Below are 23,664 nucleotides of genomic sequence, written 5' to 3'. Positions count from 1 at the left end.
TACAATGTAACAAAATCAACGGAGGTCTGGAATGAAGAAAGAAAGTAAATACCAAGTAGTCGTTTCCTTTCTAAAAAAGGGGATCGAATCAGGAAAATTTCCAACAGGTAGCCGGCTTCCCTCCATCCGTCAATTGAGCCAAGACTTCCACTGTAGCAAGGACACTATCCAACGAGCCCTGCTGGAATTACGCCATGAACAATACCTATATGCCAAACCCCAAAGTGGCTACTATGTTCTAGAACAAGGACAGCACCAAGACTTGGAAATCGAAGTCACTGACGAACATGCCAGTGCCTATGACGACTTCCGACTCTGCGTCAACGAAACCCTGATAGGCCGAGAAAACTACCTCTTCAACTACTATGACAACCAAGAAGGCCTTGAGGAACTAAGACAATCTGTCCATCAACTTCTTTTCAACCAAGCTCTCTACTGTAAACCCGATCAACTGGTTCTAACATCTGGTACCCAGCAAGCTCTCTTTATCCTTTCTCAGATTGACTTTCCGAGCAAGGGAGCGGAGATTTTGGTCGAACAACCGACCTACCACCGGATGAATCGCCTCTTGGTCGCTCAGGGGCTAGCATACCAGACCATTGAACGCCGAATTGATGGCATCAACCTTGACGAACTAGAAGAACAGTTCAAATCTAGGAAGATCAAGTTTTTCTACACTATTCCTCGCTTCCACTATCCCCTAGGTCATTCCTATTCTGATCAGGAAAAAAGGGCTATTCTGGATCTAGCAAACCAGTATGGTGTTTACATCGTAGAGGATGATTATCTAGGTGACTTAGACTCTAAAAAGGGACAAACCTTCCACTATCTGGATACTGAGGATCGGGTCATTTATATCAAGTCCTTCTCAACCAGTCTCTTTCCAGCCCTTCGTATTACCGCTCTCATTCTTCCAAATGCCCTAAAAGAGGCCTTTGTTTCCTACAAAAATATCTTGGACTATGACAGCAATCTCATCATGCAAAAGGCTCTTTCTCTTTACATCGATAGCCAGTTATTTGAAAAAAATCGACTGGCTCGATTGAGCCTTCAAGAGAACTATCAGGCTCAGATTAAGGAGCTACTTGAAAAAAACACCTGTCCCTTACCCCACTATCCTCTACACGATGGTCTTTTGCTTGATTTGAGACACTATCCTAAGATTGCCAGTTTGAAACACAGCTCACTCAAATTAGACTTTTTTGAGAAGGCTTATTTGGATGCCTGTCCTTATCAGTTCGCCAAAGTCACTCTTGAAAATCTAGAAGAGCTATTAGAATACATAAAAGCAGAATTGGATTAAAGTCCAACTCTGCTTTTTCTTATTGCTCAACTTCTGTTAGTTTCGCTGCCTTTTCAAGATAGTTTTGATAGGTTCCGTCGTCTTTCAGTTTTTGGATAACCTTATCGACTACTGCTTTCAAGTCTGATTGATTCTTCTTAATAGCAACGGCATTGGCTTCGCCATCTTTCATTGTCAAGTTAACAGATGCAACGACAAGATCTGAGTTTTTACCTGCGTAGCTAAGAGCAACTGGTTCATCCATATGAACAGCATCCACTTTTCCAGCCTGCAATTCATTGACGGCTTCACCCATATTGGCCAAGGATGTCAACTGGGCATTTGGCAATTGTTCCTTGACCATGGTTTCTGGCACAGTTCCCTTTTGAGCTGCGATATTGGCACTTGCGAGGCTTGTAAGATCCTTGTATTTGTCTAAATCGGCTTTTCTAACCAAGAAACTCATTTTGTTTTCATAGTAAGGGATTGAAAAGTCAAAGACTTCCTTTCTCTCATCTGTAGCACTAATTCCTGCAATGGCCAAGTCAGCCTTTCCAGTTTGAAGACTGGTCAAGACATTGTCAAAACTCATGCTAGAGATTTCAAGTTTAACCCCAAGCTCATCCGCAATCGCTTGAGCCATATCAATATCTGCCCCAACCACTTGGTTTTTACCATCTACCAAGGCTTGGAATTCAAACGGTGCATAGTCTGGACTGGTCGCAACGACTAGCTTCCCTTTTTGTTTAATAGCGTCCACAGCAGACTGGGAACTATCTGTTCCTGACTGGCAAGCTACCAAAAACATGCTGGCAAGCATGCTACAAACAACTAATATCCATTTCTTAAATTTCATAAATAAACGACCTTTCTGTTATTTCTGAATAATTATAACTCATTTGAAAATACTTGTCAACGTTTTTCTTGCATTTTCATAAAATATCGTTACAAAAAATAGAAATTCAGAGATTAGTTTATCTATCTATTGGGAACTTATTTTCAAAAAAATCATTTATCATATCTTGATGTTGCTGGTTTACAATCGCAATATTTTGTATGTCTATATGGTCAAAAAATCCTAATTCTAAAGTTTCATCACTTGAAAAAAAATTTGTAGAAATAGAATTTTCAGATGAAACTAAATACAAAATTGTAAGCACTTGAGCCTCATCACCATTCGGATAACTATCTGAATATTTAGTATAAACATTTAAGAGTTTTTCCGCTCTCACTTCGATTCCCGTTTCTTCATAAAACTCTCGCACTAAAGCTTCTAAAGCCGATTCACCTAATTCAATAGCACCACCTGGTAATCCCCACGTTCCTTTATCTGCTCGTTTTTGTAATAAAATTTTTCCTGATTGATTTAATATCCCACAGGTGAAATTTAAAATAATTTTATCTTTCCCAACTTTTTTTCTTATATTCTGTATGTAGTCCATTACTCACCTCTGATAAAAAAATCATCAATACAACGAAAGCTTACTATTAAAAAGTAAGCTTTCACAATCATTTTATCATTTGAATACTTTATAATTCAACAATCTTACCTGTTTCAAAGTAAACAACCCATTCACAGATATTTTTTGCGTAGTCTCCGATACGTTCCAAGAAAGAAATGACCTGGAAGTAATCACGGCCTGTAACGATAGCTTCAGGATTTTTCCTAATTTCTTCTGTAGCCAAATCACGGATGCTATCAAAGTAATGGTTGATTTTTTCATCCATCGCCGCTACTTCGTAGGCTTGATCCACAGAACCGTTGAGATAGAGATCTAGAGCTGCTTCAACGAAGTTTTTCACGTCGCGTCCCATCTTTTTGATTTCTTCTTCAACAGAAGGGATACGTTGCTCCCCCTTCATACGAATGGTCGCCTCAGCGATAGACACTGCATGATCTCCCATGCGTTCCACGTCTGACACTGCCTTGAGAACGGTCAAGACGGTACGAAGGTCTTGAGAAACAGGTTGTTGGAGGGCGATCATTTCAAATGATTTCTTTTCCAACTTCACTTCATATTCATTTACTTCTGCATCGTCTTCGATGACTTCTTTTGCCAAATCACGGTCATGCGTAACAAAGGCACGCACTGTACGATTGATCTGCGAGAGCACTTCTTGTCCCATAGCATAGAACTGGTTGTGCAATTTCTCTAAATCTTCTTCAAATTGAGATCGTAACATCATTCAACTCCTTATCCAAATTTTCCTGTAATATAATCTTCTGTTTCCTTGTTTTGTGGGTCTAGGAACATCTTCTTAGTGTCGTTAAACTCGATCAAATCCCCATCTAGGAAGAATCCTGTTTTATCAGAGATACGTGAGGCTTGTTGCATCGAACGCGTTACCAAGAGCATGGTGTATTTATCCTTCAGACCATACAAGGTTTCCTCAATCTTACCTGCAGAAATAGGATCCAAAGCTGAAGTTGGTTCATCTAAGAGGATAATTTTCGGACTGGTTGCTAAGACACGGGCAACACAAACACGTTGTTGTTGTCCACCAGAGAGACCAATGGCTGAATCATGCAAACGATCCTTTACTTCATCCCAGATAGAAGCACGTTGCAAGGCCGTTTCTACTGCTTCATCCAAAACATGTTTATCCTTAACCCCATTGATACGCAGCCCATAGACAACATTTTCGTAGATAGACATAGGGAAAGGATTAGGCTGTTGAAAGACCATACCGATTTCCTTACGCAATTCAACCGTATCGGTGCGAGGACTGTAGATATTGTGACCATTATAGACTACTGATCCCGTTGTTGTCACTTCAGGATTTAGATCGCCCATGCGGTTGATAGCTTTGAGCAGGGTAGACTTTCCTGATCCAGAAGGACCAATCAAGGCTGTTATTTCCTTAGGTTGGAAAGAAAGGGAAACACTATTCAAGGCCTTCTTTTTATTGTAATAAACGGACAGGTCTGACACCTGTAAAATCGCTTCTGACATACCGTTTCCTTTCTAACCAAAGTGTCCCGTTACATAGTCATTGGTTGACTGTAACTTGGCATTTTGGAAAATATTGGATGTCTTATCATACTCAATCAAATCACCCAAGTAGAAAAATCCAGTGTAGTCACTTGCACGCGCAGCCTGTTGCATACTGTGGGTAACGATGATGATGGTAAAGTCCTTCTTCAATTCCAACATGGTTTCTTCCAGTTGGGCTGTCGCAATCGGATCCAAGGCTGACGCCGGTTCATCCATCAAGAGGATATCTGGCTTGACAGAAATGGCGCGAGCGATACAGAGACGTTGTTGCTGACCACCAGAAAGCATCAAGGCTGATTTGTGGAGGTCGTCTTTGACCTGGTCCCAAAGGGCAGCCTGTCTTAAAGAGGTTTCTACAATTTCATCAAGTACTTTCTTGTCCTTAACACCTGCACGTTCATGAGCAAAAGTGATGTTGCGATAGATAGACTTGGCAAATGGATTTGGACGTTGGAAGACCATTCCGATATGCTTGCGCATCTCATAGACATTGATTTCTGGACGGTTGACGTCAATCCCTCGGTAGAGGATTTGACCTGTGACCTTGGCAATATCAATGGTATCATTCATCCGATTGAGACTGCGAAGATAAGTAGATTTCCCTGATCCAGAAGGGCCAATCAAGGCTGTAATTTTATTTTTTTCAAATTGCATATCGATGCCCTTGATGGATTCATTTTTACCATAGTAAACATGTAAATCCTTAGTAGAGAGGGCCACTTTTTCTTCAGGGAAGGTGATGATATGCTTTTCATCCCAGTTATATTTTGACATGGCTTCTCCTTTAGGCAGCGGTTAATTTCTTGTGTAAATAGCTTCCGAGTTTGCGAGCTCCAAAGTTAAAAATCAAGATAAAGATGAGGAGCACGGCGGCAGAACCAGCAGATACAATGGTAGCATCAGGAATGGTTCCTTCACTGTTGACCTTCCAGATGTGGACAGCCAAGGTTTCTGCTTGTCGGAAGATTGAGATAGGGCTGGTAACACTGAGGATATTCCAGTTAGACCAGTCAAGGGCTGGAGCGGATTGTCCTGCCGTATAGATAAGAGCGGCGGCCTCACCAAAGATACGGCCAGATGCCAAGACAACACCCGTTACGATACCTGGAAGGGCTTCTGGAATGACGACATGGACCACAGTCTCCCAACGAGAAATTCCAAGGGCCAGACCAGCCTCACGTTGTGTATGGTGAACGTGTTTTAAACTGTCTTCAACATTTCGAGTCATCTGAGGGAGGTTAAAGACCGTCAAGGCCAAGGCACCTGAAATGATTGAAAATCCATACTCAAACTGGACTACAAAGATCAAGTAACCAAAGAGACCCACAACGACTGATGGTAGAGAAGACAAAATCTCAATACAGGTACGAATAAAATTGGTCACAGGTCCTTTTTTGGCATACTCAGCGAGGAAAACGCCAGCTCCCATAGACAGCGGAACAGAAATGATCAAGGTAATGACCAAAAGGAAGAAGGAATTGTAGAGCTGAATCCCGATACCCCCACCTGCTTGATAAGAGGAAGATTTCCCTGTCAAGAAGGACCAAGAGATATGCGGTAACCCTCTCACCAAGATATAGAGAATCAAGGATGCCAAGATGGCAACGATGATACCCGCGATGGTATAGAGGACAGCTGTTGCAAGTTTATCTAATTTCTTAGCGTGCATAGTTTTTCTTTCCTCTTTCTTTCGTAATCAATTTAATCACACTGTTGAAGGCTAAACTCATCAAGAGCAAGACTAGGGCCAGTGACCAGAGAACGTTATTATCAACCGTTCCCATGACGGTATTTCCGATACCCATAGTCAATACAGATGTCAAGGTCGCAGCTGGTGTTGTTAGCGAGGTTGGGATAACTGCTGAGTTTCCGACAACCATCTGAATAGCAAGAGCTTCACCAAAAGCACGCGCCATCCCAAAGACCACTGCAGTGAAAATACCTGAACGTGCTGCTTTCAAGGTCACACGCCAGATGGTTTGCCAACGAGTGGCTCCCATAGCTAAACTGGCTTCACGGTAATGACGAGGAACAGCACGCAAGCTGTCTGTTGTCATAAAGGTTACAGTTGGTAGGATCATGACAAAGAGAACGAAAATCCCTGACAAGATCCCAAAACCAGTTCCACCAAAGATGCTACGAACAAAAGGCACCACAACTTGCAAACCGATAAATCCATAGACGACTGAAGGAATACCGACGAGAAGTTCAATGGCTGGTTGCAAAATCTTTGCACCCTTTGGTGAGACTTCTGTCATAAAGACTGCAGCTCCGATAGCGAAGGGTGTTGCGATGAGGGCTGATAAAATCGTCACAATAAAGGAACCCAAAATCATTGGAAGGGCACCAAATTGTTTCCCTGAAGGATTCCAAGTTTGTCCAAAGAGGAAATCAAAGATGTTGACCCCATTGACAAAGAAGGTCGATAAGCCTTTTTGAGCTACAAAAATCAAAATCATGGCCACAATGATAACAATCAAAGAAAGGCAAGTGAAGGTCAAACCTTTACCAAACTTCTCAAGGCGAGAGTTCTTTGAAGGAGATAGTAATTTTTTTGATAATTCTTCTTGATTCATTATTGACCTCCTTCTACTGCTGTAACGGTACCTGAAGCATCCTTTTGGACTTTCATTTCATTGATAGAGATATAGCCCATGCCCTTAACAATTCCATTTTGGGCTTCATCTGAGAGGACGAAATTCAGGAATTCAGCAGCTAACTCATTTGGCTGACCAAGTGTGTACATATGTTCATAAGACCACAAAGGCCAGTTGTTGGTCGTTACATTCTCAGATGTAGGTTCATACCCATTCAGTTTCATGCTTTTCACGGAGTCATCTACATAGGCAAAAGCCAGGTAAGAAATGGCTCCAGGGGTTTGGGATACAATGGACTTGACCATCCCGTTAGAATCCTGTTCTTGACTCTGCATTGCCGCTTGGCCATTCATAACCACCGTATCAAACGTCGCTCGTGAACCAGAACTTGCTGCTCGGTTGATGATTGAAATGGCCAGATCTTTGCCCCCAAATTCTTTCCAGTTGGTCACTTCACCTGTAAAGATTTTGCGAAGTTGCTCGGTTGTGAGATTTTCAACATCCACTTCCTTGTTTACAATCACTGCAAGACCAGCCACTGCAACCTTGTGGTCTACTAGAGCTGAAGCATCGATTCCTTCTTTTTCCTCTGCAAAGACGTCAGAGTTCCCGATGTCAACTGCTCCAGACTGGACTTGTGATAATCCTGTACCCGATCCACCACCTTGAACATTAACTGTTTTTCCGATGTTTCTAGAACCAAATTCATCTGCTGCCGCTTCGACAAGAGGCTGAAGAGCAGTCGAACCAACGGCTGTCATGGATTCTCCACGATCAATCCAGCTAGCACATCCTGCTAGAGAACCTGCCATTAAAAGAGCTGCAAGAGACATGACGAGCTTTTTTCTTTTTTTCACTGTTATTCTCCTTGAACATAATGATAAATGTTCTGATTTCTTCCGTTTGTCCTGATCATCCAATTATCATCAATGATTGTCCCGCTTTATTTTATCTAGTCATTCTTAGGAGCGGACAATTCCATCGTATAATATAAGTAATAATGAAAGACTATCAGAAAAAACTCATACTTCCACTATAACATAGAATAGGCTCTTTGACTAGCTTTTTCACCTGAATCTGAGTCCTTTTGGATAATAATTTTTCAAAACATTTCCCGTTACCTTGGCAAAGCCTAATCCGTTTCCTTGAACCAGAACTTGGTACCAACCATTTGGTCGAGCTTCAGACAATTGAACAGTCTCACCAGCCACATATTTTACAAAGTCCTTATCATTGATTTCGACACTTTGTTTTACTTGGCTTGGTTTCAAGGCTAATCCCAGAGCAAAGCTTGGTTCGAAGCGTTTCTTCTTAAAAGTACCCAGATGGAGCCCATTTCGGGCAATTTTGAGTTTCCCTAGATTAGGTAGCATCTCTGGCAAGAGATAGAGCTGGTCTCCAAAAGTTTGCAAGATACCAGCTAGATTGACCCGTAAGTGTTTTTGGGCAAATTCTTGCCACAAAGCCAGTTGCTCCCGACTGAGATTGCTCTTGCTAGCCTTGAATTTAGGTGCTGGATTTTGTCCCTTAAACTGCAGGTGGGCAACAAACTGGCCTTCTCCCTTAAAATGATGAGGATACATCCGAGCCGTTTCAGGAAGGTCAATTCCTGCTACCATACCGTTCACATGCTCAACTGGAAGCAATTCAAATTCATAAGTATCCAGCAACCAGTGGACGATTTCTTCATTTTCCTCAGGTGCCCAAGTACAGGTCGAATAGACTAAACGGCCGCCTTCTGCAAGCATGGTCACTGCATCTTCTAAAATTTCTCTTTGGAGACTAGCACATTGGCTAGGATAATCGGTACTCCAATAATCCATGGCCTCTGGCTGCTTACGAAACATCCCTTCACCCGAGCAAGGTGCATCAAGGATAATCACATCAAAGTAACCTTTAAAAACCTTGGCCAAGCGGTCAGCAGATTCATTGGTCACGACAACGTTTGTCGCTCCAAATCGCTCCATATTTTCCACTAAAATTTTAGCACGCTTGCTTGAAATTTCGTTGGAGACAAGGACTCCTTGATTAGCCAGATAAGCTGCTAGTTGAGTGGATTTTCCACCTGGAGCCGCCGCCAAGTCCAAGACCTTCATGCCAGGAATTGGTTGAGCCACCTGGGCTACCATTTGGGCTGCAGGCTCTTGCGAATACACGAGACCGGTCGCGTGCTCTGGTGACTTTCCAGAAACCTTACCATAATGTCCCCAAAGTGTATTTGGAATAGCATCTGCAAACGATAACTGACTTTCTTTTAAGGGATTGACCCGAAAAGCCGAAACTGCTTCTTGTTTAAAAGAGGCAAGAAAGTCTCTTGCCTCTTCTTCTAGTATCGCTTCATATTTTTCAACAAATCCTTCTGGAAATTGCATTTAGTTCTCTTTCCTTTCGTAGATATAAGACTGAATCTCTTCTTGCATCTCGATTGGCACCATCATGACCGGCTGGCGTGTTTGAAAATCAACAGGCTCACCAGAAACCGTAATCAGACGATAACCCAGACTTTCCCCTAAGATACTGGCCGCAGCGTAATCCCATGGCTGCAGGTAGGTAATGTAAGTCAGAAGTCGACCCGATAAAACCTTGGCAAAACTAATGGCCGCACTGCCGTAAACACGGACTCCCAACGCTGCTCGACCCAAATCAGCCAAGCCACACTCATTGCTTTCAAACATACCTGAGTTACCGGCAACTAAAAATTCTTGAAGAGGTTTCTTTTTAAAAGGCGGTAAGGGATCATTATTGCGACAAGGAGGAAAGGCGCCACCACCATGGTAACAATCACCTTTCATGACATCATAGATGACACCAAATTTGCCAACACCATTCTCAAAATAAGCCAACATCACGGCAAAATCTTCCTGCTGGGCGATAAAGTTATTGGTACCGTCAATGGGATCAATCACCCAAACGGAACCTTGACCGACTGCAGCACGTAAACAACCCTCTTCCGCGCAAATCAAGTCTTCTGGATAAGATGCTAAAATTCTACCAACCAAGAGATCCTGAACTTCCTTATCCAAACGCGTCACCAAGTCGGTAGGTGAAGATTTTCGCTCAACCTGCAAATCTTCTTTCATGTGAGCCAAAATATAGGCAGCAGCTTCCTGCACAATCTGTTTGGCAAATTCAAATTTAGTTTCCAAGAGAAATCTTCCCTTCTCTTTTTTCTTTTGCTAATTGAACTGCATGATAGCAGGAATAACCGCTAGCCGTCTCAAATTCGCGACCTAAGCGCTTTTCTTCGCTTTTGCTTGGAACCACAGACTTAAATTTCTTGTAAGATTCTAGCAGTTTTTTTGCTTCAACCTTATCTTCATAAGCAGCTTCAACATCATTAAAAAAAGAAAGCACTGAAGCAAGTTCTTCAGTGCTCCACGACAAATCTAGTGGGTAACTATACTGTTTGTTCATCTATCCAATACCAGCTCTCAATGTTGCTTCTTTCAATTCTTGTTTACGGTAACTACGAGGGAGAAAAGCACGAATCTCATCTTCATTAAAACCGATCTGCATGCGTTTGGTATCTATAATAATTGGGCGACGCAAAAGACTAGGATATTGCTCAATCAACTGAAGCAACTCCGATACCGAGATACTCTCTACATCAATATCCAATTTTTGAAAAATTTTTGAACGAGTTGAAATGATGTCATCAGTACCATTTTCGGTCAAGGAAAGAATATGTTGTAATTCTTTTCTTGTTAAAGGACTAGTCATAATATTATGCTCTTGAAAGGGCACTTTATGCGTCTCTAACCAAGCCTTTGCCTTACGACATGATGTACAACTCGGTGATAAAAATAGTGTAATCATGCTTTTCTCTTCTTTTATCTATACTTGCTATTTCTATTATACAAAAAAATAAAGCGCTTGACTAGGTATTTTTAGAAAAAAAGCCTATTTTTTCATAGAAAATAGACTGTTTTCTGCAAAAATCTCCTGCTTTGCAAGTTTATCTTTAGGATAACCTAACAATAAATAGGGAGTAGAGCAACTTCTCTCGTTTTTTATTAAAAATACAGAATTTTTTCCACTATTTCCTTGAAGCTTTAGCAAGAAGGAAACCAAACATTCCTTCATACAAAGCAAAGAAAAGTAAAAAGGCATGGAGAAAGAAAGTCTCTGGCAAAATCCAAATAACGGGATCCTTTGCTGGATCAAAAAGCCAGGTATCATCTCCCACAAAGAGAATCTGATGGAAAAGAGTAAAGAATTGCTCAAACCCAATCAACACTCCCAGAACCCCAATGATAAGGGGCAATAGTACTAGAGTTAAAATACTTTTACGATATAAGGGGAGAAAACCCTTTTTTACAATCTTTTTAACAAAGAAATAGAAACTTGGAAGTGTCACTAGGGCAACTAGCTGAACTAGATGAAAGAGATTCTTCACCACCGCAAAGTGGTGTAGACCTGCAGCTGATGAACGAAAATCTGACATCTCTAAGACCTGACTAAAGGGATTAGTCAGGTAATTCATCAAGATATGAAAATTGTACTGAATGGTTTCTGGCTTTAGATAGACTCGATCCGCTAAGTTCAGCCACTCAATTTCCAAAGGATAGAAAATCCATGCCAGATAAATAGTCAGTAGGATAGAAATGGAAAGGAGAAAGAGCATACTTCCCCAAAAAGTCAGTTTAGTTCTCATCAAAATTCCACTCCGCAAGGCTAGACACCACATGAGTTGGTACGATTGGCAGGTCCGCTACTTCTTCTGCCTTGGTAAAACCTGTCGTCACCAAGAGCGTTGGAATACCATTGTCAATCCCTGCTCGGATATCTGTCAAGTAGTTATCCCCGACCATGAGCAATTCTTCTCTTTTCAAATCCAAGTGCTCAACTGCCTTATCCATAATGATAGCATTTGGTTTTCCGATATAAACTGGTTTTACGCGTGTTGCTACTTCAAGAAGTGTAATTAGTGAACCAGCACCAGGCAAGAGACCACGTTCCGTCGGGATATTGAGGTCAGGGTTGGTTCCGATAAAGTGAGCCCCCTTTTGAATGGCTAGAGTTGCTGTGGCAAATTTTTCATAGTCAACTTGCCAGTCCAGTCCAACGACCACATAGGCTGGATTTTCCTTGTCTTCGACATAACCAGCCGCCTCAATAGCATCCTTGAGCCCAGCTTCTCCGATGACATAGACTGTCTTTTCCAGTCCCAAGTCGTTCATATAGTCGATGGTTGCCAAAGTCGCTGTATAGACAGTTGATAGAGGCGTATTAATGTTAAAATTCTGAGCCAACATCTCTTGAACACTCTCTGGAGTTCGGGTTGTATTGTTGGTTACAAAGAGATAAGGAATTTCACGCTTTTGCAGTTCATGCACAAAAGCCTCTCCTGCCGGGATTCTGTCTTTCCCCTTGTAAATGGTTCCGTCTAAATCAATTAAATAACCTTTATAAGCCATATCGTCCTTTCTAATTGCCTTCAATTTCTTGCCAAGTAATCATAGCTTGGGCATTGATCTCCCCATCACTGATAATCTCATGCTTGCTTTCTAGTCCCTTGAGTTCATAAGCTGAAGCAATCATGCCACCTGGTCGCACTTCTTTGACATATTTGAGATTGATTTTCTTTGGAAAATACTTGGTCAAAAAGTCTGCTCCCATGACCTCAAAAATCCAATCCAGGTATTTGCTGTTATTAACATGACCATTCATATCCAAATCGTAAAAACGAACATGGTAGTCTTTACTGATTGGATCTTCTAGATTTGCATACTTTGGCCCGCGGATGAGTTTTTTATCAAATTCAGACTGGTAAGGCGCAACAATCTCAGGTTCGACAGCATGAACTTTCCGACTGTCCCTGTCCATAAGAACAAAGGTTGCTACCATGCGAATGATTTCTTTACCTGCTTCATCATAGATAGTGAAACGGCGGTAGCAAAAAAGACGATTGTAAGTCAATGCTTCTGTTTCAATCGTAATCTCTTCAGCAAAGCGAGGCAAGCGAACCACGTCAATCGCATAGTCTGTAATAATCCAGACCAGATTGTAACGATCTAACACATCCTTGTCGCTAACTCCCAGTTCAATCGACTGCATACCGGATACTTGCAAGGACAGCAAAATCACATCTGGAAGTTTGATATGACCGTTCATGTCCGCCATATCAAAAGGAATTTTCATTTTCATTTGATAAGTTAAGCCCATTGTTCTACTCCAAAATAAATCGTTCTGCTACAGTGTCTCCCAAGAAGAGACCCCTCTTTGTCATTCGGATACGATCACCGTCGATCTGCATGAGTCCTTGTTGAACCAAGTCTCTGATGATCTCGCCATAAAGTCCATCAAAGGACCGTCCAAATTTTTCCTCAAATCGCGCCATAGAAACACCTGATTTCTTGCGGAGGCCTAGGAACATTTCTTCTTCCATCTGCTCCCTTTGACTCAGGTGTTCTTCTGTAATCCGAGCATTTCCTGCCTCTACCGCAGTGAGATAGTGGCGGATAGGACCGTGGTTTTTATAACGCACCCCGTCCACATAACCCGAAGCACCTGCACCGATACCATAATACTCGGCATTGTCCCAGTACATGAGATTGTGGCGACTTTCAAATCCGGGTTTAGAGAAATTGGAAATCTCATAATGCTCAAAACCAGCTCGCTCCAGTTCTGCGATAATGTACTCAAACATCTCCGCTTCTAACTCTTCCTTGGGTAGGGGCAACTTCCCTCGTCGCATGCGGTTCATAAAGACCGTATGATTTTCCAAAATCAAGCTATAAAGGCTCATATGAGGAATATCAAGCGAGATAGCCTTAGCCACATTGTCCTTGACCTGATCCATAGTTTGACCGGGTAGAGCATAAATCAAGTCGATGGAGATATTGTCAAAACCAGCCAATTTAAGACGGTCGATATTTTCATAAATATCCTTCTCCAAATGACTGCGCCCAATCTTTTTCAGCATTTTGTCATCAAAAGTCTGCACACCTAAAGAAACACGATTGACTGGCGACCGTTTCAAAACCGCAATCTTATCTGTATCCAAGTCTCCTGGATTGGCCTCAATGGTCAACTCTTCCAAGACAGACAAGTCTAGATTTTTAGTCAGGCCATCCAAGAGCACTTCTAATTGCGAAGCGGACAAAGCCGTTGGCGTCCCACCTCCAATGTAGAGAGTTCGTAACTTTTGGATATCATAAAAACGAAACTCCTCTAGCAGATGCTCCAGGTAACTATCTACTGGTTGATTCTTGATAAAAACTTTTGAAAAGTCACAATAATAACAAATCTGTGTGCAAAAGGGAATATGCACGTAGGCGGACGTTGGTTTTTTCTGCATAGTACTTATTATACCATAAAGACAGGCTTGCAGATAAAAATCACCATCTCCAAAAACCAGAGATGGTGATACCTTATACTTCAGTAATATCGATGATGATTTCTTCTTGGTCTTCAGCGACGTCTGGAGTTTCTGACTGCTCCTGCCACTGCTCCTTGAGGTTGTTAAAGGTTTCCTTTGACGCTTCTGTCGCTTGTCGAGCACAGTTTTTAGCTTGGCCAAGGACACTATCAAAAGTGATTTCACCAGATTCTACTTGTTCCTTTGTTTTCAGCACAAAGTCCGTTGCCTGTTCCTTCACTTCTGTTAGTTTCTCACAAACCTGCTCTCTAGCATATTCTGGATCTTCTCTCAAATCATCTAGAAAATCCTGAGCTTGACTACAAACTTGCTTGCCCTTGTCACTCGTCAAAAACAAAGCAAGAGCAGCACCTGAAACTGTTCCTAAAAGGATAGAGGATAGTTTTCCCATAAGATTTCTCCTTTTTTATTTTTTGAAAAATTTACTTGCAACACGAAGTGCGGACAAGCCTGCACCTGTTTTGATGGTCTTCGAACCAGCAGATGAAGCCTTTTTACCTAAAACACGTGCATGTTGGTTGAGATCAGATACCGACTCTGACAAGTCAGCCACAGCTGTAAAAAGTGGATCAATCGTCGCAACTTTGATATTGATATCGTCTGCTAACACATTGACCTTGACCAACAATTCATTAGTATGATGTAAGGTAACGTTCACATCTGAGCTCAAGGTTTTGATGGTTTTCTCTGTCTCATCAATCATACGACCTGCTTTTTGAATCGTGATTGTCAAATAGACTAAACAGACAATCAAAGCAATCGCAACAAGTATATATGCAACTTCTAACATTTATTTTTCCTCCTCTGTATGATAGAAAGGGGCTTTCTTTCGATTTTGATAAAGTATGATAAAAATACCGAGTCCGATAAGGACAACTGATAACCATTGGGAAACTCGCAGACCAAAGAACATGAGACTATCCGTCCGCATGCCTTCGATGATCATACGACCAAAGCCATACCAAATCAAGTAGAATGCCGTGATCTGACCACGTCTGATTCCTTTTAATTTTCGTCTAAAAATCAGAATCAAAGCAAATCCAATCAGATTCCAAACCGACTCATATAAGAAGGTCGGCTGACGGTAGCTACCATCAATGTACATCTGGTCACGAATGAAGCCTGGCAAATAATCCAGATTATCTACTGCTGCACCGTAGGCTTCTTGATTAAAGAAGTTCCCCCAGCGCCCTAAACTCTGGGCAACCATGACGCTCGGTGCTGCAATATCTAAGAAATCCCAAGTATTAATCAGCTTTCTATCTGCAAAGATATAAAGGACAATAGCGCCCGCTATCAATCCTCCGTAAATGGCCAAACCACCATTCCAAATAGCAATGATTTCACCTGGATTTTGCAGATAATAATCTAAGCGAAAGAGTACGTAGTATAGTCTAGCACCTAAAATAGCTACCGGAAAAGCAATCAGAATAAAATCCAAAATATCATCTGATAGAATTTTCTTTTTAGGAGCTTCTTTCATGGCAAGATAAACTGCCAGAACCAAACCAGCTACAATACACAAAGCATACCAACGAATAGCAAAGGGGCCAATTTCAAATGCGACTGGATTAATCATGTTTCACCTCATTTTGAGCGATTAGATTTGTCAAGCGTTCTTCAAATAAACGTGTCGCATCAAAGCCCATTTCCTTAGCACGGTAGTTCATGGCAGCCGCTTCAATAACAACAGAAATATTGCGTCCTGTTTTTACCGGAATGCGGATACGCGGAATGGCTACACCAGAAATTTCGATTTCTTCAGCATTATTTCCTAAGCGATCAAAGGTCTTATGCGTATCGTAGTTTTCCAAATAAACTGCTAGTTGAACTTGTGAAGAATCTTTTACAGCACTTGCACCATAAAGACTCATGATATCGATAATCCCAACTCCACGAATCTCAAGTAAATGTTTCAAGATTTCAGCAGGTTCACCCCAAAGAGTCATTTCATCTTTAGAATAAATATCTACACGATCGTCTGCTACCAGACGGTGTCCACGTTTCACAAGCTCAAGACCTGTCTCGCTCTTACCTATACCACTATCCCCTTGGATCAAGACACCCATGCCATAGATATCCATCAAGACACCATGCACACTGGTACGTTTAGCCAAACGGGAATCAAGGTAGCTAGAAAGTTCTCCAGATAAACGACTGGTTGCTGTTCGACTGGTTAAAATCGCAATCTTACATTCTCTAGCAGCCCTCAACATTTCCTCTGGCACTACCAAACCACGAGCAACGATAACCGCAGGTGTTTCAGGTAGAAACATTTTCTTCAAAACTTGATAACGGTTCTGGGCAGGCATGGCAACTAAATAGGACCACTCCTTCATCCCTAACAGCTGAATCCGTTCTGGTGTATAGTAATCAAAATAGCCCGTCATTTCAAGACCAGGTCTCATAATGTCTGCAGTATTGATTTCTTTTTCAAGTAATTCGCCTTCACCATAGACAATATCTAGTCTGAGTTTTTCAATGACATCTCTTACTAAAACCGACATAATTTCCTCCTTCAATCGAGTTCTCCCTACTATTATATCAGATTGTAGGTGGAAGTTTCCTTTTTTTGCAGGATTTACAGTATTTATTTGATGTAGCTTGGGAAAAGATTTGACTAGGAAGTCTTTTCGTACTCCTTCAAATTAATCGAGACAAATCTACTGCAAATTGGTCAACATCTATCACCAAGTCCCTTCCAGATTTTTCTAAGTAAATCCTTGGAAGACCTTTTGTTAACATTCTGTTTGCATCAGCCATATCTTGAGGATAGGTATAGCACTGTTGACCTTGTGGAAACTGATTTTGGACTTGCCATTCTTCAAACTCCTTCAAAAAAGTCTTATGAGATGGCATGCTGACTTCTTCAAACAAGGAATGGTCAAACAATCGTACCAATCGATATAGACCATGAATCTCATCCGCAAAGCACTTATCAATTTTTTCATAGGGGAAGCCTCGTCTCTGATAAGCTTGGCATAAACTTTGTAAGGACTCACTTAATGAAACTGCATCTTTTTTTGCCAAGTTTATAAAATACCGAACAGAAAATTCTTCCATACCAGTTCGTTTTTTCTTCCCTAAAAACTGTTGTGCACGCAAGAGCGACTCGGATAATCTTTCTTCATCTTGATAATAAAGAGCGTATAAAAGATTCATCACATTTTCTGGATAATAGGTTCCTTTCAACAAGGGTAAATCTTTGGGGATGAATGATGGAATGACTGAAAAATCGTTACAAGCAAAAGAGGTAAACAAGCCTTTCAAAATCCCATCTGTGTAAATGGTTCCACTTGCCAACAAACCGCCTCTCAGCAACTCGGTTCTTCCTGTTTGCCATAGAGCGTTGTTTAACTGCTTATAATCCCCATCTAAAAACGCAGCATAATAAGCAAAATATTGAATATCATCTAGCAATAAGCTACTGTACAATTTTACTCTTAAAACCTTGTCAGACAATACTTTTGAATCGGTCAAATACTTTTCAAAAATTCTTTGGTTTGACTCTTCAAATTCCTTCCAATCTATCGGATCAGCATAATAACCCCAATCTTCCAAGTGATTATCACGCATCTTTTGATATTCTTTTATATACTCTTTCATAAGAATTTGTTCCTCTAAATACTATGTAAAAAAAGACTAGACAAGTCTAGCCTTTCATTTCAAATTAGAATTTTTTACGTTTACGAGCTGCTTCTGATTTACGTTTACGTTTTACAGAAGGTTTTTCATAGAATTCACGTTTGCGTGTTTCTTGAAGAGTACCAGCTTTAGTAACCGCACGTTTGAAACGACGAAGTGCATCGTCAAGAGATTCATTCTTACGTACTACTGTTTTAGACATTTTTTTCACTCCCTTCAAGTTCAAGATCTATTCCATTTTACATGCAAAATGAATAAATGTCAAGAGGAAACTAAGTTTTTTATTCTTCATAATGATTAATAATATAGTTCACCATCTCCTCCATCTCTGCTTCAGATAAAGGCAATTCCCAGTTTGTTGTTTCCATTTTAAGAAAAGCATCACTGACTTTTGATTTATTATCTGGTAACAAAATTATGTCATCTTTTCCAAACATAATACCTATTCGATCGTATAAGACATGAAGACTCTTTTTCTTATTTGGATCAATATCAAAAGACTGTAAAGAGATTAGTACATCATTCCCTTTATATGACAAATCAATATACATGTGATTTGATAAATCATACGGTTTAGATAAAGTACCTCCTGATGAGTAATTTGGTTTTCCACTTCCTCCACTTGTCTGTACAAATGATATATCCTCACCTTTATTCAACTCATTTTTATTTATATCTGTTTTTTTAAAAAATATTAAGTTTCCATGATTATTTTTCTTATTTAAGAGGAAGTCTATTATCTTCTTTTTCTCTTCTAGCCTAACGTTCTTATACGCTTCTTTTACTTTTAGAAATTCTTCTTTATTCATGTGGTCCCCTAACGTAATGTTGAAGTTTTATATGTCTAAAACCACTCACTCCAAAGAGCAAGTGGTTCTTCTATTTTTACTTTTCAAGTAAGCTTAGTGCCTTAGCATCTGCAATGATGGTCACATCAGGGTGGTTTTGTAGGCTACTTGCTGGTAGACTTTCAGTCACTGGACCAGACACTGTTCCGGCAATGGCTTCTGCTTTCGACTCACCGTAAGCAAAGAGAATAATTGACTTGGCATCCAAGATGTTTTTAATTCCCATTGAAATAGCTTGAGTTGGGACGTCTTCAATCTTGTCAAAGAAGCGAGCATTCGCTTCGATGGTAGACTGGTCTAGTTCTACTAAATGCGTTTGACTGTCAAATGGAGTACCAGGCTCATTAAAGCCGATATGACCATTGCGACCAATCCCCAAGATTTGCAAATCAACAGGATGGTCAGCCAAAATTTGATTGTAGCGTTCAACTTCTTCTTCAGCATTATCCTTAACACCACGTGGCAAGAAGCTTTCTTTAAATGGCTTTTGGTTGAACAAGTTTTCTTGCATGAAGTAACGGTAAGACTGTGGATTTTCCCCATCAAGCCCTACATACTCATCGAGATTTACACTGGTTAGATTTGAAAAATCAAGGTCACTCTCAACAATTTCCTTGTAAAATTCAAGCGGACTACTTCCTGTCGCAAGTCCTAGAGTCTGAGCACCATTGGCCAATTTTTCCTTCAAAATCTCAAAAGCTACTTTCCCACCTTCGACTTGATTTTCAACTTTAATAACTTTCATCTTTTCATCCTCCGTTTTAATCTATATTTATTATATGGTATAGACCAATTTTTGTCAAGTGAAAACGATTTAATTTCTAAAAAAAGAGCGCCCAAACTTGAAACATGTTATAATGGATAAGATTAGAACTTAGAAAGAATGATGAAAAAATGAATACAGCTGATTTTGATTTCCACTTGCCAGAGGAATTAATTGCCCAAACGCCCCTTGAAAAACGAGATGCCTCAAAACTCCTTATCGTTAATCGTGAGACGGGAGAAATGCAGGATAAACACTTCCACTCTATTATTGATATGTTGGAACCAGGTGATGCTCTTGTTATGAACGATACCCGTGTCCTCCCTGCCCGCCTCTATGGTCAAAAGGAAGAAACAGGAGGTCATGTGGAGCTTCTCCTACTCAAAAATACTAGTGGTGATGAGTGGGAAGTTCTGGCTAAACCTGCTAAACGCCTCAAGATTGGGACTCGTGTTAACTTTGGCGATGGTCGCCTCAGCGCTGTCGTTACGGAAGAATTGACCCACGGGGGTCGCATTGTCCGCTTTGAATACCGAGGAATTTTCCTAGAAGTCTTGGAAAGTCTGGGTGAAATGCCACTACCGCCCTACATCCACGAAAAACTAGATGACCGTGAACGTTATCAAACGGTCTACGCTAAAGAAAGTGGCTCTGCTGCTGCACCAACTGCTGGACTGCACTTCACCAAAGAACTGCTAGCAGAAATCCAAGCCAAAGGTGTTCATCTGGTCTATCTCACTCTTCACGTCGGACTCGGAACCTTTAGACCCGTTTCTGTTGACAATCTTGACGAACATGAAATGCACTCGGAGTTCTACCAACTTTCTGAGGAAGCAGCTGCCACCCTTCGCTCAGTCAAGGAAAATGGAGGTCGCGTCATCGCTGTTGGAACCACTTCGATCCGCACACTGGAAACCATCGGTTCCAAGTTTAATGGGCAAATTCAAGCAGATTCTGGCTGGACCAATATCTTTATCAAACCAGGCTACGACTGGAAGGTTGTAGACGCCTTCTCAACCAACTTCCACCTGCCCAAATCAACTCTTGTTATGCTAGTTTCTGCCTTTGCCGGTCGTGACTTAGTCCTAGATGCCTATCACCATGCCATCCAAGAACACTACCGCTTCTTCAGTTTTGGAGATGCCATGTTTATCTATTAAGAAAATCCCTATTAGGAAACCTAATAGGGATTTTTCTAATTATTCCATACTAAACTTTGGATCTTTCAAGCTCTGAACACTGGCATTGATAACTGCTCCGATAATCAAAATCTTTGCAATGAGAATAAACCAGAACATCATGACCACCACGATAATGGAACTGAAAAATCGAACATCAACCAGATGATTGACATAACTATTGACGTAGACAGAAAAGATGTTCAATAAAAAGATAAGAGTTAGCAAGACAAAGACACTTCCTGGTAAAACATAGCGGATTCGTGGTGCTTTTACTTTTGGAAGGAAGTAATAGATCATAACTAGAATGGCAAAGATCAAGGCATAGACCAGAGGGCCTGTAAAGTCTTGCAGGTAGGAAAATAGCGGATTGTCTGATTGCCAGTAAGTTTTGAGGAGGTTGAGCAACATACGACCAAACATACTCAAAAACAAGGCCAAGGCAAAAAGAATCTGCAGGCCAAAACTAACAAGTAGACTCATCAACTGATGGGAGATAATGCCTCGACTCTTGGTCACTCCATAGGCTTTGTTAAAAGCTTTTTGGAGAAAATCCATTGATTTCGAAAAGGTCCAGAGGGCAGATAAAACGGCAAAACTCAGCAAACCAGTCGATGGTTGAGTCAGAACTTCTCGGACAATCTTGGCAACCACATCATACACCGTATCGGGCAAAAATTCCTTGATCGTCAGTAAGAAATTTGAGACTGGAATCTGAAAATAAGGCAAAATATTGACCATTATCATTAGTAAAGGAAAGATTGAAATCAACCAATAGTAGGCAACCGCAACACTGGTCAACTCGCTATCAGATGCTTGATAATAATGCAAAAAAGCTTTCAATAAGGGCTTATCCATTAGCTCCTTCCACCACTTTTTCATGTTTCATCCTCCGTCATTTTCTTCATCGTCTAAGTTCTTCTGATTAAATCTAGCATATCATAAGGTAAAGTATTTGCGGCTTCTTTCAGAGAATAATTCTCTAAATTATTCACATTTTGTCGTAGTTTTTTGGCATACTTGGCTGTTATCAGTTTAGCTTCTTCGTATTCAAAGATTGCCTTACGTTCGAGATAGTAGCCTCGTAGCATTTCATCAATATTGTTTGGCTTGATGCGATTGATAACCCGCTCAACAAAGGCACCACTTCCAATAATGGCCGTCTCGCGTAGACGAGACTCTTGCATAAAGCTAATCAGAGAACTCTTATAAACCCCTTTTAGGTTTTCCAAACTCTCGATAATCAACTCTGTATTTTCCAAATACAACTCTGAAATCTGATCATAGTCAACTGCTAGTAGTTTACGAGATTCTTCATTCATCCAACTACGGAAAGTTTTGCCAAAGGTAAACATTTCATGGAGTAGAAAGCGCAGTATCCGTAAGGAAACTAGGAAGTAATACGTCACTCTAGAAGCGAAATTCCGATTGATACTCTGCTCCATGTTTTTTAGGTAACGTTGGTAAACTCGATAGCCACGCTCGCTGATTCTATTTTCTTCGTAGGCTTGCTCCAAACCATCACTCTCAATACTCAAGATAAGAAGCTTGAGGGACTCCCAGTCCTCTTGGACTCTCTTATTTTCCAGACTAAGGATGAGGTTTTCAATCCGACCATGATAGTTATCAATAGCTGCATAAAGAGGAAGTTTGTTTTTGTGATGGTCTAGTTCTTTTTCTAATTCTGCAGCTACATCATTCAAAATCGCAATATGCATCAAATGATCCTTGCTTTCCTCTTGTTCCTCAGATAAGTGAGGGAGGAGCAATAAACCTGTTAGAAAGCTCAATAGTGTAACGCCTGCTACTAGGAAGAGCAACAAAGGATATTCCTGCTCCAAATGGCTTGGTATGAGGAGAATGGTCGCGATAGATACTGTCCCTTTGACACCAGAGAAGGTCAAAAGAAGCATATCTTTCATGTACTTATGAATTTTTTTCTTAAGTCGACGCGTTCTCACAAAGTAAAAACCAGCAATCATGACAAAGCGGATCGCAAAAAGCAAGAAGGTCAGAACGACAACTGAAAGCAGTAAAAGAAGGGGATTGTAGAGAGAATTAGACAAAATTGGCTCTGCTATCAACTCTAATTCCATTCCCAGGATAACAAAGACTGATCCATTTAGCATAAAGGTCACGGTGTGCCAAACGGTCTCCGTCACAGTGTCTACCTGAGCCTCAAGGAGCGTAATTTTCTTAAAGCGACTGGCCTTCAAAATACCTGCAACCACTACTGCGATAATCCCTGAAACATGAAACTCTTCTGCGATGAAAAAGGTCATGAGCGGCAAACTTAGCTCTAGCAATAGTTCACTGGCTATATCTATCGCTCGCACACTCAGTAAAAAGGTATGCAAGAAACGATTGACCATAGCCGTCACAAAACCGACTACAAAACCACCAAGTATAGAAAGTGCTAGGGAAGTTCCAGCTTGGCTGAGAGAAAAGGTTCCTGTTGTCCAAGCAGCCAGAGCCATCTGAAAGGCAACCAAACCAGAAGCGTCATTTAAGAGTCCTTCCCCTTTTAGGATATTGGAAACCCGTTTGGGAAAACGAAAACGTTCAGAAAGAGACGCGAAGGCAACCAAATCTGTTGGCCCAAGTGCCGCTCCAACTGCTAAACAGGCCGCCAAAGGAAGAGTCATCCAAAGGAAGTGAGCCATGCCCCCCAAGCTTAAGGTCGAGATAAAAATCACAGGAAAGATCAGAAAGACGACAATCCGCCAATGCTTCAAAATGGACGTAATATCCGCTTCTTCTGCCTCCCGGAAAAGTAAGGGACCAATAACCATGGCTAGAAACAGCTCTGTATTGAGATGAAAGTCCGCATCGGGAACAAATAAACCAATCCCAATCCCCAAAAGGATTTGTACAAGAGGAAGGGGCACAAAAGGCAGAAGTTTATTGGTCGTAGTTGAAATGATTAAGACAAATAAAAATAGAATCAAGTAAATGAGTAATTCCACACAATTCC

The 23,664-nt window shown here is 41.0% G+C and carries 28 protein-coding genes; 2 read left to right on the top strand and 26 right to left on the bottom strand.

The window, feature by feature from the left end:
* Nucleotides 1-31: 31 nt before the first annotated feature.
* Complete coding sequence (locus AB2B49_RS04015; protein ID WP_049505528.1) at nucleotides 32-1,303, top strand: aminotransferase-like domain-containing protein; 1,272 nt, start codon at nucleotides 32-34, stop codon at nucleotides 1,301-1,303.
* A 19-nt stretch (nucleotides 1,304-1,322) separates the two neighbouring features.
* Here AB2B49_RS04015 and AB2B49_RS04010 read toward each other — a convergent pair whose 3' ends face one another.
* From AB2B49_RS04010 to AB2B49_RS03895, 24 genes are all read right to left on the bottom strand, one after another.
* The gene (locus AB2B49_RS04010; RefSeq protein WP_320691940.1) at nucleotides 1,323-2,138 is read right to left on the bottom strand and encodes an ABC transporter substrate-binding protein; all 816 of its coding nucleotides are present in this window, start codon (nucleotides 2,136-2,138) and stop codon (nucleotides 1,323-1,325) included.
* 118 nt (nucleotides 2,139-2,256) lie between these two features.
* Nucleotides 2,257-2,724 (bottom strand): NUDIX hydrolase, encoded by a 468-nt coding sequence (locus tag AB2B49_RS04005; RefSeq protein WP_049505530.1) that lies wholly within the window; start codon nucleotides 2,722-2,724, stop codon nucleotides 2,257-2,259.
* Between the two features lie 88 nt (nucleotides 2,725-2,812).
* Complete coding sequence (gene phoU / locus AB2B49_RS04000; RefSeq protein WP_000946469.1) at nucleotides 2,813-3,466, bottom strand: phosphate signaling complex protein PhoU; 654 nt, start codon at nucleotides 3,464-3,466, stop codon at nucleotides 2,813-2,815.
* A gap of 11 nt (nucleotides 3,467-3,477) precedes the next feature.
* Entirely contained in the window at nucleotides 3,478-4,236 is a 759-nt protein-coding gene (gene pstB / locus AB2B49_RS03995; protein WP_049505531.1) for a phosphate ABC transporter ATP-binding protein PstB, read from the bottom strand.
* A gap of 12 nt (nucleotides 4,237-4,248) precedes the next feature.
* Nucleotides 4,249-5,052, bottom strand: a complete 804-nt coding sequence (pstB, locus tag AB2B49_RS03990) for a phosphate ABC transporter ATP-binding protein PstB (RefSeq protein ID WP_000049851.1) — start codon at nucleotides 5,050-5,052, stop codon at nucleotides 4,249-4,251.
* A 10-nt stretch (nucleotides 5,053-5,062) separates the two neighbouring features.
* Nucleotides 5,063-5,947, bottom strand: a complete 885-nt coding sequence (pstA, locus tag AB2B49_RS03985; protein ID WP_000543050.1) for a phosphate ABC transporter permease PstA — start codon at nucleotides 5,945-5,947, stop codon at nucleotides 5,063-5,065.
* Entirely contained in the window at nucleotides 5,937-6,854 is a 918-nt protein-coding gene (gene pstC, locus AB2B49_RS03980; RefSeq protein ID WP_001070950.1) for a phosphate ABC transporter permease subunit PstC, read from the bottom strand. The genes pstA and pstC overlap by 11 nt, the downstream gene beginning before the upstream one ends.
* Nucleotides 6,854-7,732 (bottom strand): phosphate ABC transporter substrate-binding protein PstS, encoded by an 879-nt coding sequence (locus AB2B49_RS03975; RefSeq protein WP_049505532.1) that lies wholly within the window; start codon nucleotides 7,730-7,732, stop codon nucleotides 6,854-6,856. The genes pstC and AB2B49_RS03975 overlap by 1 nt, the downstream gene beginning before the upstream one ends.
* Nucleotides 7,733-7,942: 210 nt before the next feature.
* Nucleotides 7,943-9,247 carry an RsmF rRNA methyltransferase first C-terminal domain-containing protein gene (locus AB2B49_RS03970; protein ID WP_049505533.1) on the bottom strand — a complete coding sequence of 435 codons (1,305 nt, stop codon included), beginning with the start codon at nucleotides 9,245-9,247 and terminating at the stop codon, nucleotides 7,943-7,945.
* The gene (locus AB2B49_RS03965) at nucleotides 9,248-10,021 is read right to left on the bottom strand and encodes an inositol monophosphatase family protein (protein ID WP_049505534.1); all 774 of its coding nucleotides are present in this window, start codon (nucleotides 10,019-10,021) and stop codon (nucleotides 9,248-9,250) included.
* Nucleotides 10,011-10,289, bottom strand: a complete 279-nt coding sequence (locus AB2B49_RS03960; RefSeq protein ID WP_049505535.1) for a UPF0223 family protein — start codon at nucleotides 10,287-10,289, stop codon at nucleotides 10,011-10,013. Before AB2B49_RS03960 ends, AB2B49_RS03965 begins: the two co-directional genes overlap by 11 nt.
* On the bottom strand, nucleotides 10,290-10,691 hold the full coding sequence (locus tag AB2B49_RS03955; protein ID WP_000631261.1) for a Spx/MgsR family RNA polymerase-binding regulatory protein: 402 nt from the start codon (nucleotides 10,689-10,691) through the stop codon (nucleotides 10,290-10,292).
* A gap of 220 nt (nucleotides 10,692-10,911) precedes the next feature.
* Entirely contained in the window at nucleotides 10,912-11,529 is a 618-nt protein-coding gene (locus AB2B49_RS03950) for a TIGR01906 family membrane protein (protein WP_049505536.1), read from the bottom strand.
* On the bottom strand, nucleotides 11,519-12,292 hold the full coding sequence (locus AB2B49_RS03945; protein WP_049505537.1) for a TIGR01457 family HAD-type hydrolase: 774 nt from the start codon (nucleotides 12,290-12,292) through the stop codon (nucleotides 11,519-11,521). The genes AB2B49_RS03950 and AB2B49_RS03945 overlap by 11 nt, the downstream gene beginning before the upstream one ends.
* Nucleotides 12,293-12,302: 10 nt before the next feature.
* Nucleotides 12,303-13,040: an acyl-[acyl-carrier-protein] thioesterase gene (locus tag AB2B49_RS03940; RefSeq protein ID WP_320691939.1), complete on the bottom strand. Its 738-nt coding sequence runs from the start codon at nucleotides 13,038-13,040 to the stop codon at nucleotides 12,303-12,305.
* 4 nt (nucleotides 13,041-13,044) lie between these two features.
* Nucleotides 13,045-14,175 carry a radical SAM family heme chaperone HemW gene (hemW, locus tag AB2B49_RS03935; RefSeq protein ID WP_049505539.1) on the bottom strand — a complete coding sequence of 377 codons (1,131 nt, stop codon included), beginning with the start codon at nucleotides 14,173-14,175 and terminating at the stop codon, nucleotides 13,045-13,047.
* A gap of 73 nt (nucleotides 14,176-14,248) precedes the next feature.
* On the bottom strand, nucleotides 14,249-14,647 hold the full coding sequence (locus AB2B49_RS03930) for a YtxH domain-containing protein (RefSeq protein WP_049505540.1): 399 nt from the start codon (nucleotides 14,645-14,647) through the stop codon (nucleotides 14,249-14,251).
* 15 nt (nucleotides 14,648-14,662) lie between these two features.
* On the bottom strand, nucleotides 14,663-15,046 hold the full coding sequence (locus tag AB2B49_RS03925; protein ID WP_049505541.1) for a DUF948 domain-containing protein: 384 nt from the start codon (nucleotides 15,044-15,046) through the stop codon (nucleotides 14,663-14,665).
* Nucleotides 15,047-15,835, bottom strand: a complete 789-nt coding sequence (gene lgt, locus AB2B49_RS03920; RefSeq protein ID WP_049505542.1) for a prolipoprotein diacylglyceryl transferase — start codon at nucleotides 15,833-15,835, stop codon at nucleotides 15,047-15,049. It abuts the gene before it with no gap.
* Entirely contained in the window at nucleotides 15,828-16,763 is a 936-nt protein-coding gene (gene hprK, locus AB2B49_RS03915; protein WP_049505543.1) for an HPr(Ser) kinase/phosphatase, read from the bottom strand. The genes lgt and hprK overlap by 8 nt, the downstream gene beginning before the upstream one ends.
* Nucleotides 16,764-16,899: 136 nt before the next feature.
* On the bottom strand, nucleotides 16,900-17,862 hold the full coding sequence (locus AB2B49_RS03910; RefSeq protein WP_049505544.1) for a hypothetical protein: 963 nt from the start codon (nucleotides 17,860-17,862) through the stop codon (nucleotides 16,900-16,902).
* Between the two features lie 64 nt (nucleotides 17,863-17,926).
* Nucleotides 17,927-18,103 (bottom strand): 30S ribosomal protein S21, encoded by a 177-nt coding sequence (gene rpsU / locus AB2B49_RS03905; protein WP_000048054.1) that lies wholly within the window; start codon nucleotides 18,101-18,103, stop codon nucleotides 17,927-17,929.
* Nucleotides 18,104-18,182: 79 nt separating this feature from the next.
* Nucleotides 18,183-18,710 (bottom strand): hypothetical protein, encoded by a 528-nt coding sequence (locus AB2B49_RS03900; RefSeq protein WP_049505545.1) that lies wholly within the window; start codon nucleotides 18,708-18,710, stop codon nucleotides 18,183-18,185.
* 76 nt (nucleotides 18,711-18,786) lie between these two features.
* Entirely contained in the window at nucleotides 18,787-19,494 is a 708-nt protein-coding gene (locus tag AB2B49_RS03895) for a glucosamine-6-phosphate deaminase (RefSeq protein ID WP_045590847.1), read from the bottom strand.
* 149 nt (nucleotides 19,495-19,643) lie between these two features.
* Between AB2B49_RS03895 and queA the strand changes: the two genes are divergently transcribed.
* Nucleotides 19,644-20,672, top strand: coding sequence for a tRNA preQ1(34) S-adenosylmethionine ribosyltransferase-isomerase QueA (queA, locus tag AB2B49_RS03890; RefSeq protein WP_049505546.1), 1,029 nt, complete (start codon nucleotides 19,644-19,646; stop codon nucleotides 20,670-20,672).
* A gap of 39 nt (nucleotides 20,673-20,711) precedes the next feature.
* On the opposite strand, the gene AB2B49_RS03885 is transcribed toward queA, so the two are convergent.
* Nucleotides 20,712-21,572 carry a YihY/virulence factor BrkB family protein gene (locus AB2B49_RS03885; RefSeq protein ID WP_049505547.1) on the bottom strand — a complete coding sequence of 287 codons (861 nt, stop codon included), beginning with the start codon at nucleotides 21,570-21,572 and terminating at the stop codon, nucleotides 20,712-20,714.
* 29 nt (nucleotides 21,573-21,601) lie between these two features.
* A complete protein-coding gene (locus tag AB2B49_RS03880) occupies nucleotides 21,602-23,656 on the bottom strand; it encodes a cation:proton antiporter (RefSeq protein ID WP_049505548.1) in 2,055 nt (684 codons plus the stop codon).
* Between the last annotated feature and the right edge of the window lie 8 nt (nucleotides 23,657-23,664).

The sequence above is a fragment of the Streptococcus jiangnanensis genome, assembly GCF_040888325.1.
GTDB lineage: Bacteria > Bacillota > Bacilli > Lactobacillales > Streptococcaceae > Streptococcus > Streptococcus jiangnanensis.
This window is presented reverse-complemented; position numbering and strand designations above follow the sequence as displayed.

What these genes read in the sequence shown, in the direction of transcription:
- AB2B49_RS04015 (WP_049505528.1), top strand. Translation starts at nt 32, where the DNA reads ATGAAGAAAGAAAGTAAATACCAAGTAGTCGTTTCCTTTCTAAAAAAG.
- AB2B49_RS04010 (WP_320691940.1), bottom strand. Translation starts at nt 2,138, where the DNA reads ATGAAATTTAAGAAATGGATATTAGTTGTTTGTAGCATGCTTGCCAGC.
- AB2B49_RS04005 (WP_049505530.1), bottom strand. Translation starts at nt 2,724, where the DNA reads ATGGACTACATACAGAATATAAGAAAAAAAGTTGGGAAAGATAAAATT.
- phoU (WP_000946469.1), bottom strand. Translation starts at nt 3,466, where the DNA reads ATGTTACGATCTCAATTTGAAGAAGATTTAGAGAAATTGCACAACCAG.
- pstB (WP_049505531.1), bottom strand. Translation starts at nt 4,236, where the DNA reads ATGTCAGAAGCGATTTTACAGGTGTCAGACCTGTCCGTTTATTACAAT.
- pstB (WP_000049851.1), bottom strand. Translation starts at nt 5,052, where the DNA reads ATGTCAAAATATAACTGGGATGAAAAGCATATCATCACCTTCCCTGAA.
- pstA (WP_000543050.1), bottom strand. Translation starts at nt 5,947, where the DNA reads ATGCACGCTAAGAAATTAGATAAACTTGCAACAGCTGTCCTCTATACC.
- pstC (WP_001070950.1), bottom strand. Translation starts at nt 6,854, where the DNA reads ATGAATCAAGAAGAATTATCAAAAAAATTACTATCTCCTTCAAAGAAC.
- AB2B49_RS03970 (WP_049505533.1), bottom strand. Translation starts at nt 9,247, where the DNA reads ATGCAATTTCCAGAAGGATTTGTTGAAAAATATGAAGCGATACTAGAA.
- AB2B49_RS03960 (WP_049505535.1), bottom strand. Translation starts at nt 10,289, where the DNA reads ATGAACAAACAGTATAGTTACCCACTAGATTTGTCGTGGAGCACTGAA.
- AB2B49_RS03955 (WP_000631261.1), bottom strand. Translation starts at nt 10,691, where the DNA reads ATGATTACACTATTTTTATCACCGAGTTGTACATCATGTCGTAAGGCA.
- AB2B49_RS03950 (WP_049505536.1), bottom strand. Translation starts at nt 11,529, where the DNA reads ATGAGAACTAAACTGACTTTTTGGGGAAGTATGCTCTTTCTCCTTTCC.
- AB2B49_RS03945 (WP_049505537.1), bottom strand. Translation starts at nt 12,292, where the DNA reads ATGGCTTATAAAGGTTATTTAATTGATTTAGACGGAACCATTTACAAG.
- AB2B49_RS03940 (WP_320691939.1), bottom strand. Translation starts at nt 13,040, where the DNA reads ATGGGCTTAACTTATCAAATGAAAATGAAAATTCCTTTTGATATGGCG.
- hemW (WP_049505539.1), bottom strand. Translation starts at nt 14,175, where the DNA reads ATGCAGAAAAAACCAACGTCCGCCTACGTGCATATTCCCTTTTGCACA.
- AB2B49_RS03930 (WP_049505540.1), bottom strand. Translation starts at nt 14,647, where the DNA reads ATGGGAAAACTATCCTCTATCCTTTTAGGAACAGTTTCAGGTGCTGCT.
- AB2B49_RS03925 (WP_049505541.1), bottom strand. Translation starts at nt 15,046, where the DNA reads ATGTTAGAAGTTGCATATATACTTGTTGCGATTGCTTTGATTGTCTGT.
- lgt (WP_049505542.1), bottom strand. Translation starts at nt 15,835, where the DNA reads ATGATTAATCCAGTCGCATTTGAAATTGGCCCCTTTGCTATTCGTTGG.
- hprK (WP_049505543.1), bottom strand. Translation starts at nt 16,763, where the DNA reads ATGTCGGTTTTAGTAAGAGATGTCATTGAAAAACTCAGACTAGATATT.
- AB2B49_RS03910 (WP_049505544.1), bottom strand. Translation starts at nt 17,862, where the DNA reads ATGAAAGAGTATATAAAAGAATATCAAAAGATGCGTGATAATCACTTG.
- rpsU (WP_000048054.1), bottom strand. Translation starts at nt 18,103, where the DNA reads ATGTCTAAAACAGTAGTACGTAAGAATGAATCTCTTGACGATGCACTT.
- AB2B49_RS03900 (WP_049505545.1), bottom strand. Translation starts at nt 18,710, where the DNA reads ATGAATAAAGAAGAATTTCTAAAAGTAAAAGAAGCGTATAAGAACGTT.
- AB2B49_RS03895 (WP_045590847.1), bottom strand. Translation starts at nt 19,494, where the DNA reads ATGAAAGTTATTAAAGTTGAAAATCAAGTCGAAGGTGGGAAAGTAGCT.
- queA (WP_049505546.1), top strand. Translation starts at nt 19,644, where the DNA reads ATGAATACAGCTGATTTTGATTTCCACTTGCCAGAGGAATTAATTGCC.
- AB2B49_RS03885 (WP_049505547.1), bottom strand. Translation starts at nt 21,572, where the DNA reads ATGAAAAAGTGGTGGAAGGAGCTAATGGATAAGCCCTTATTGAAAGCT.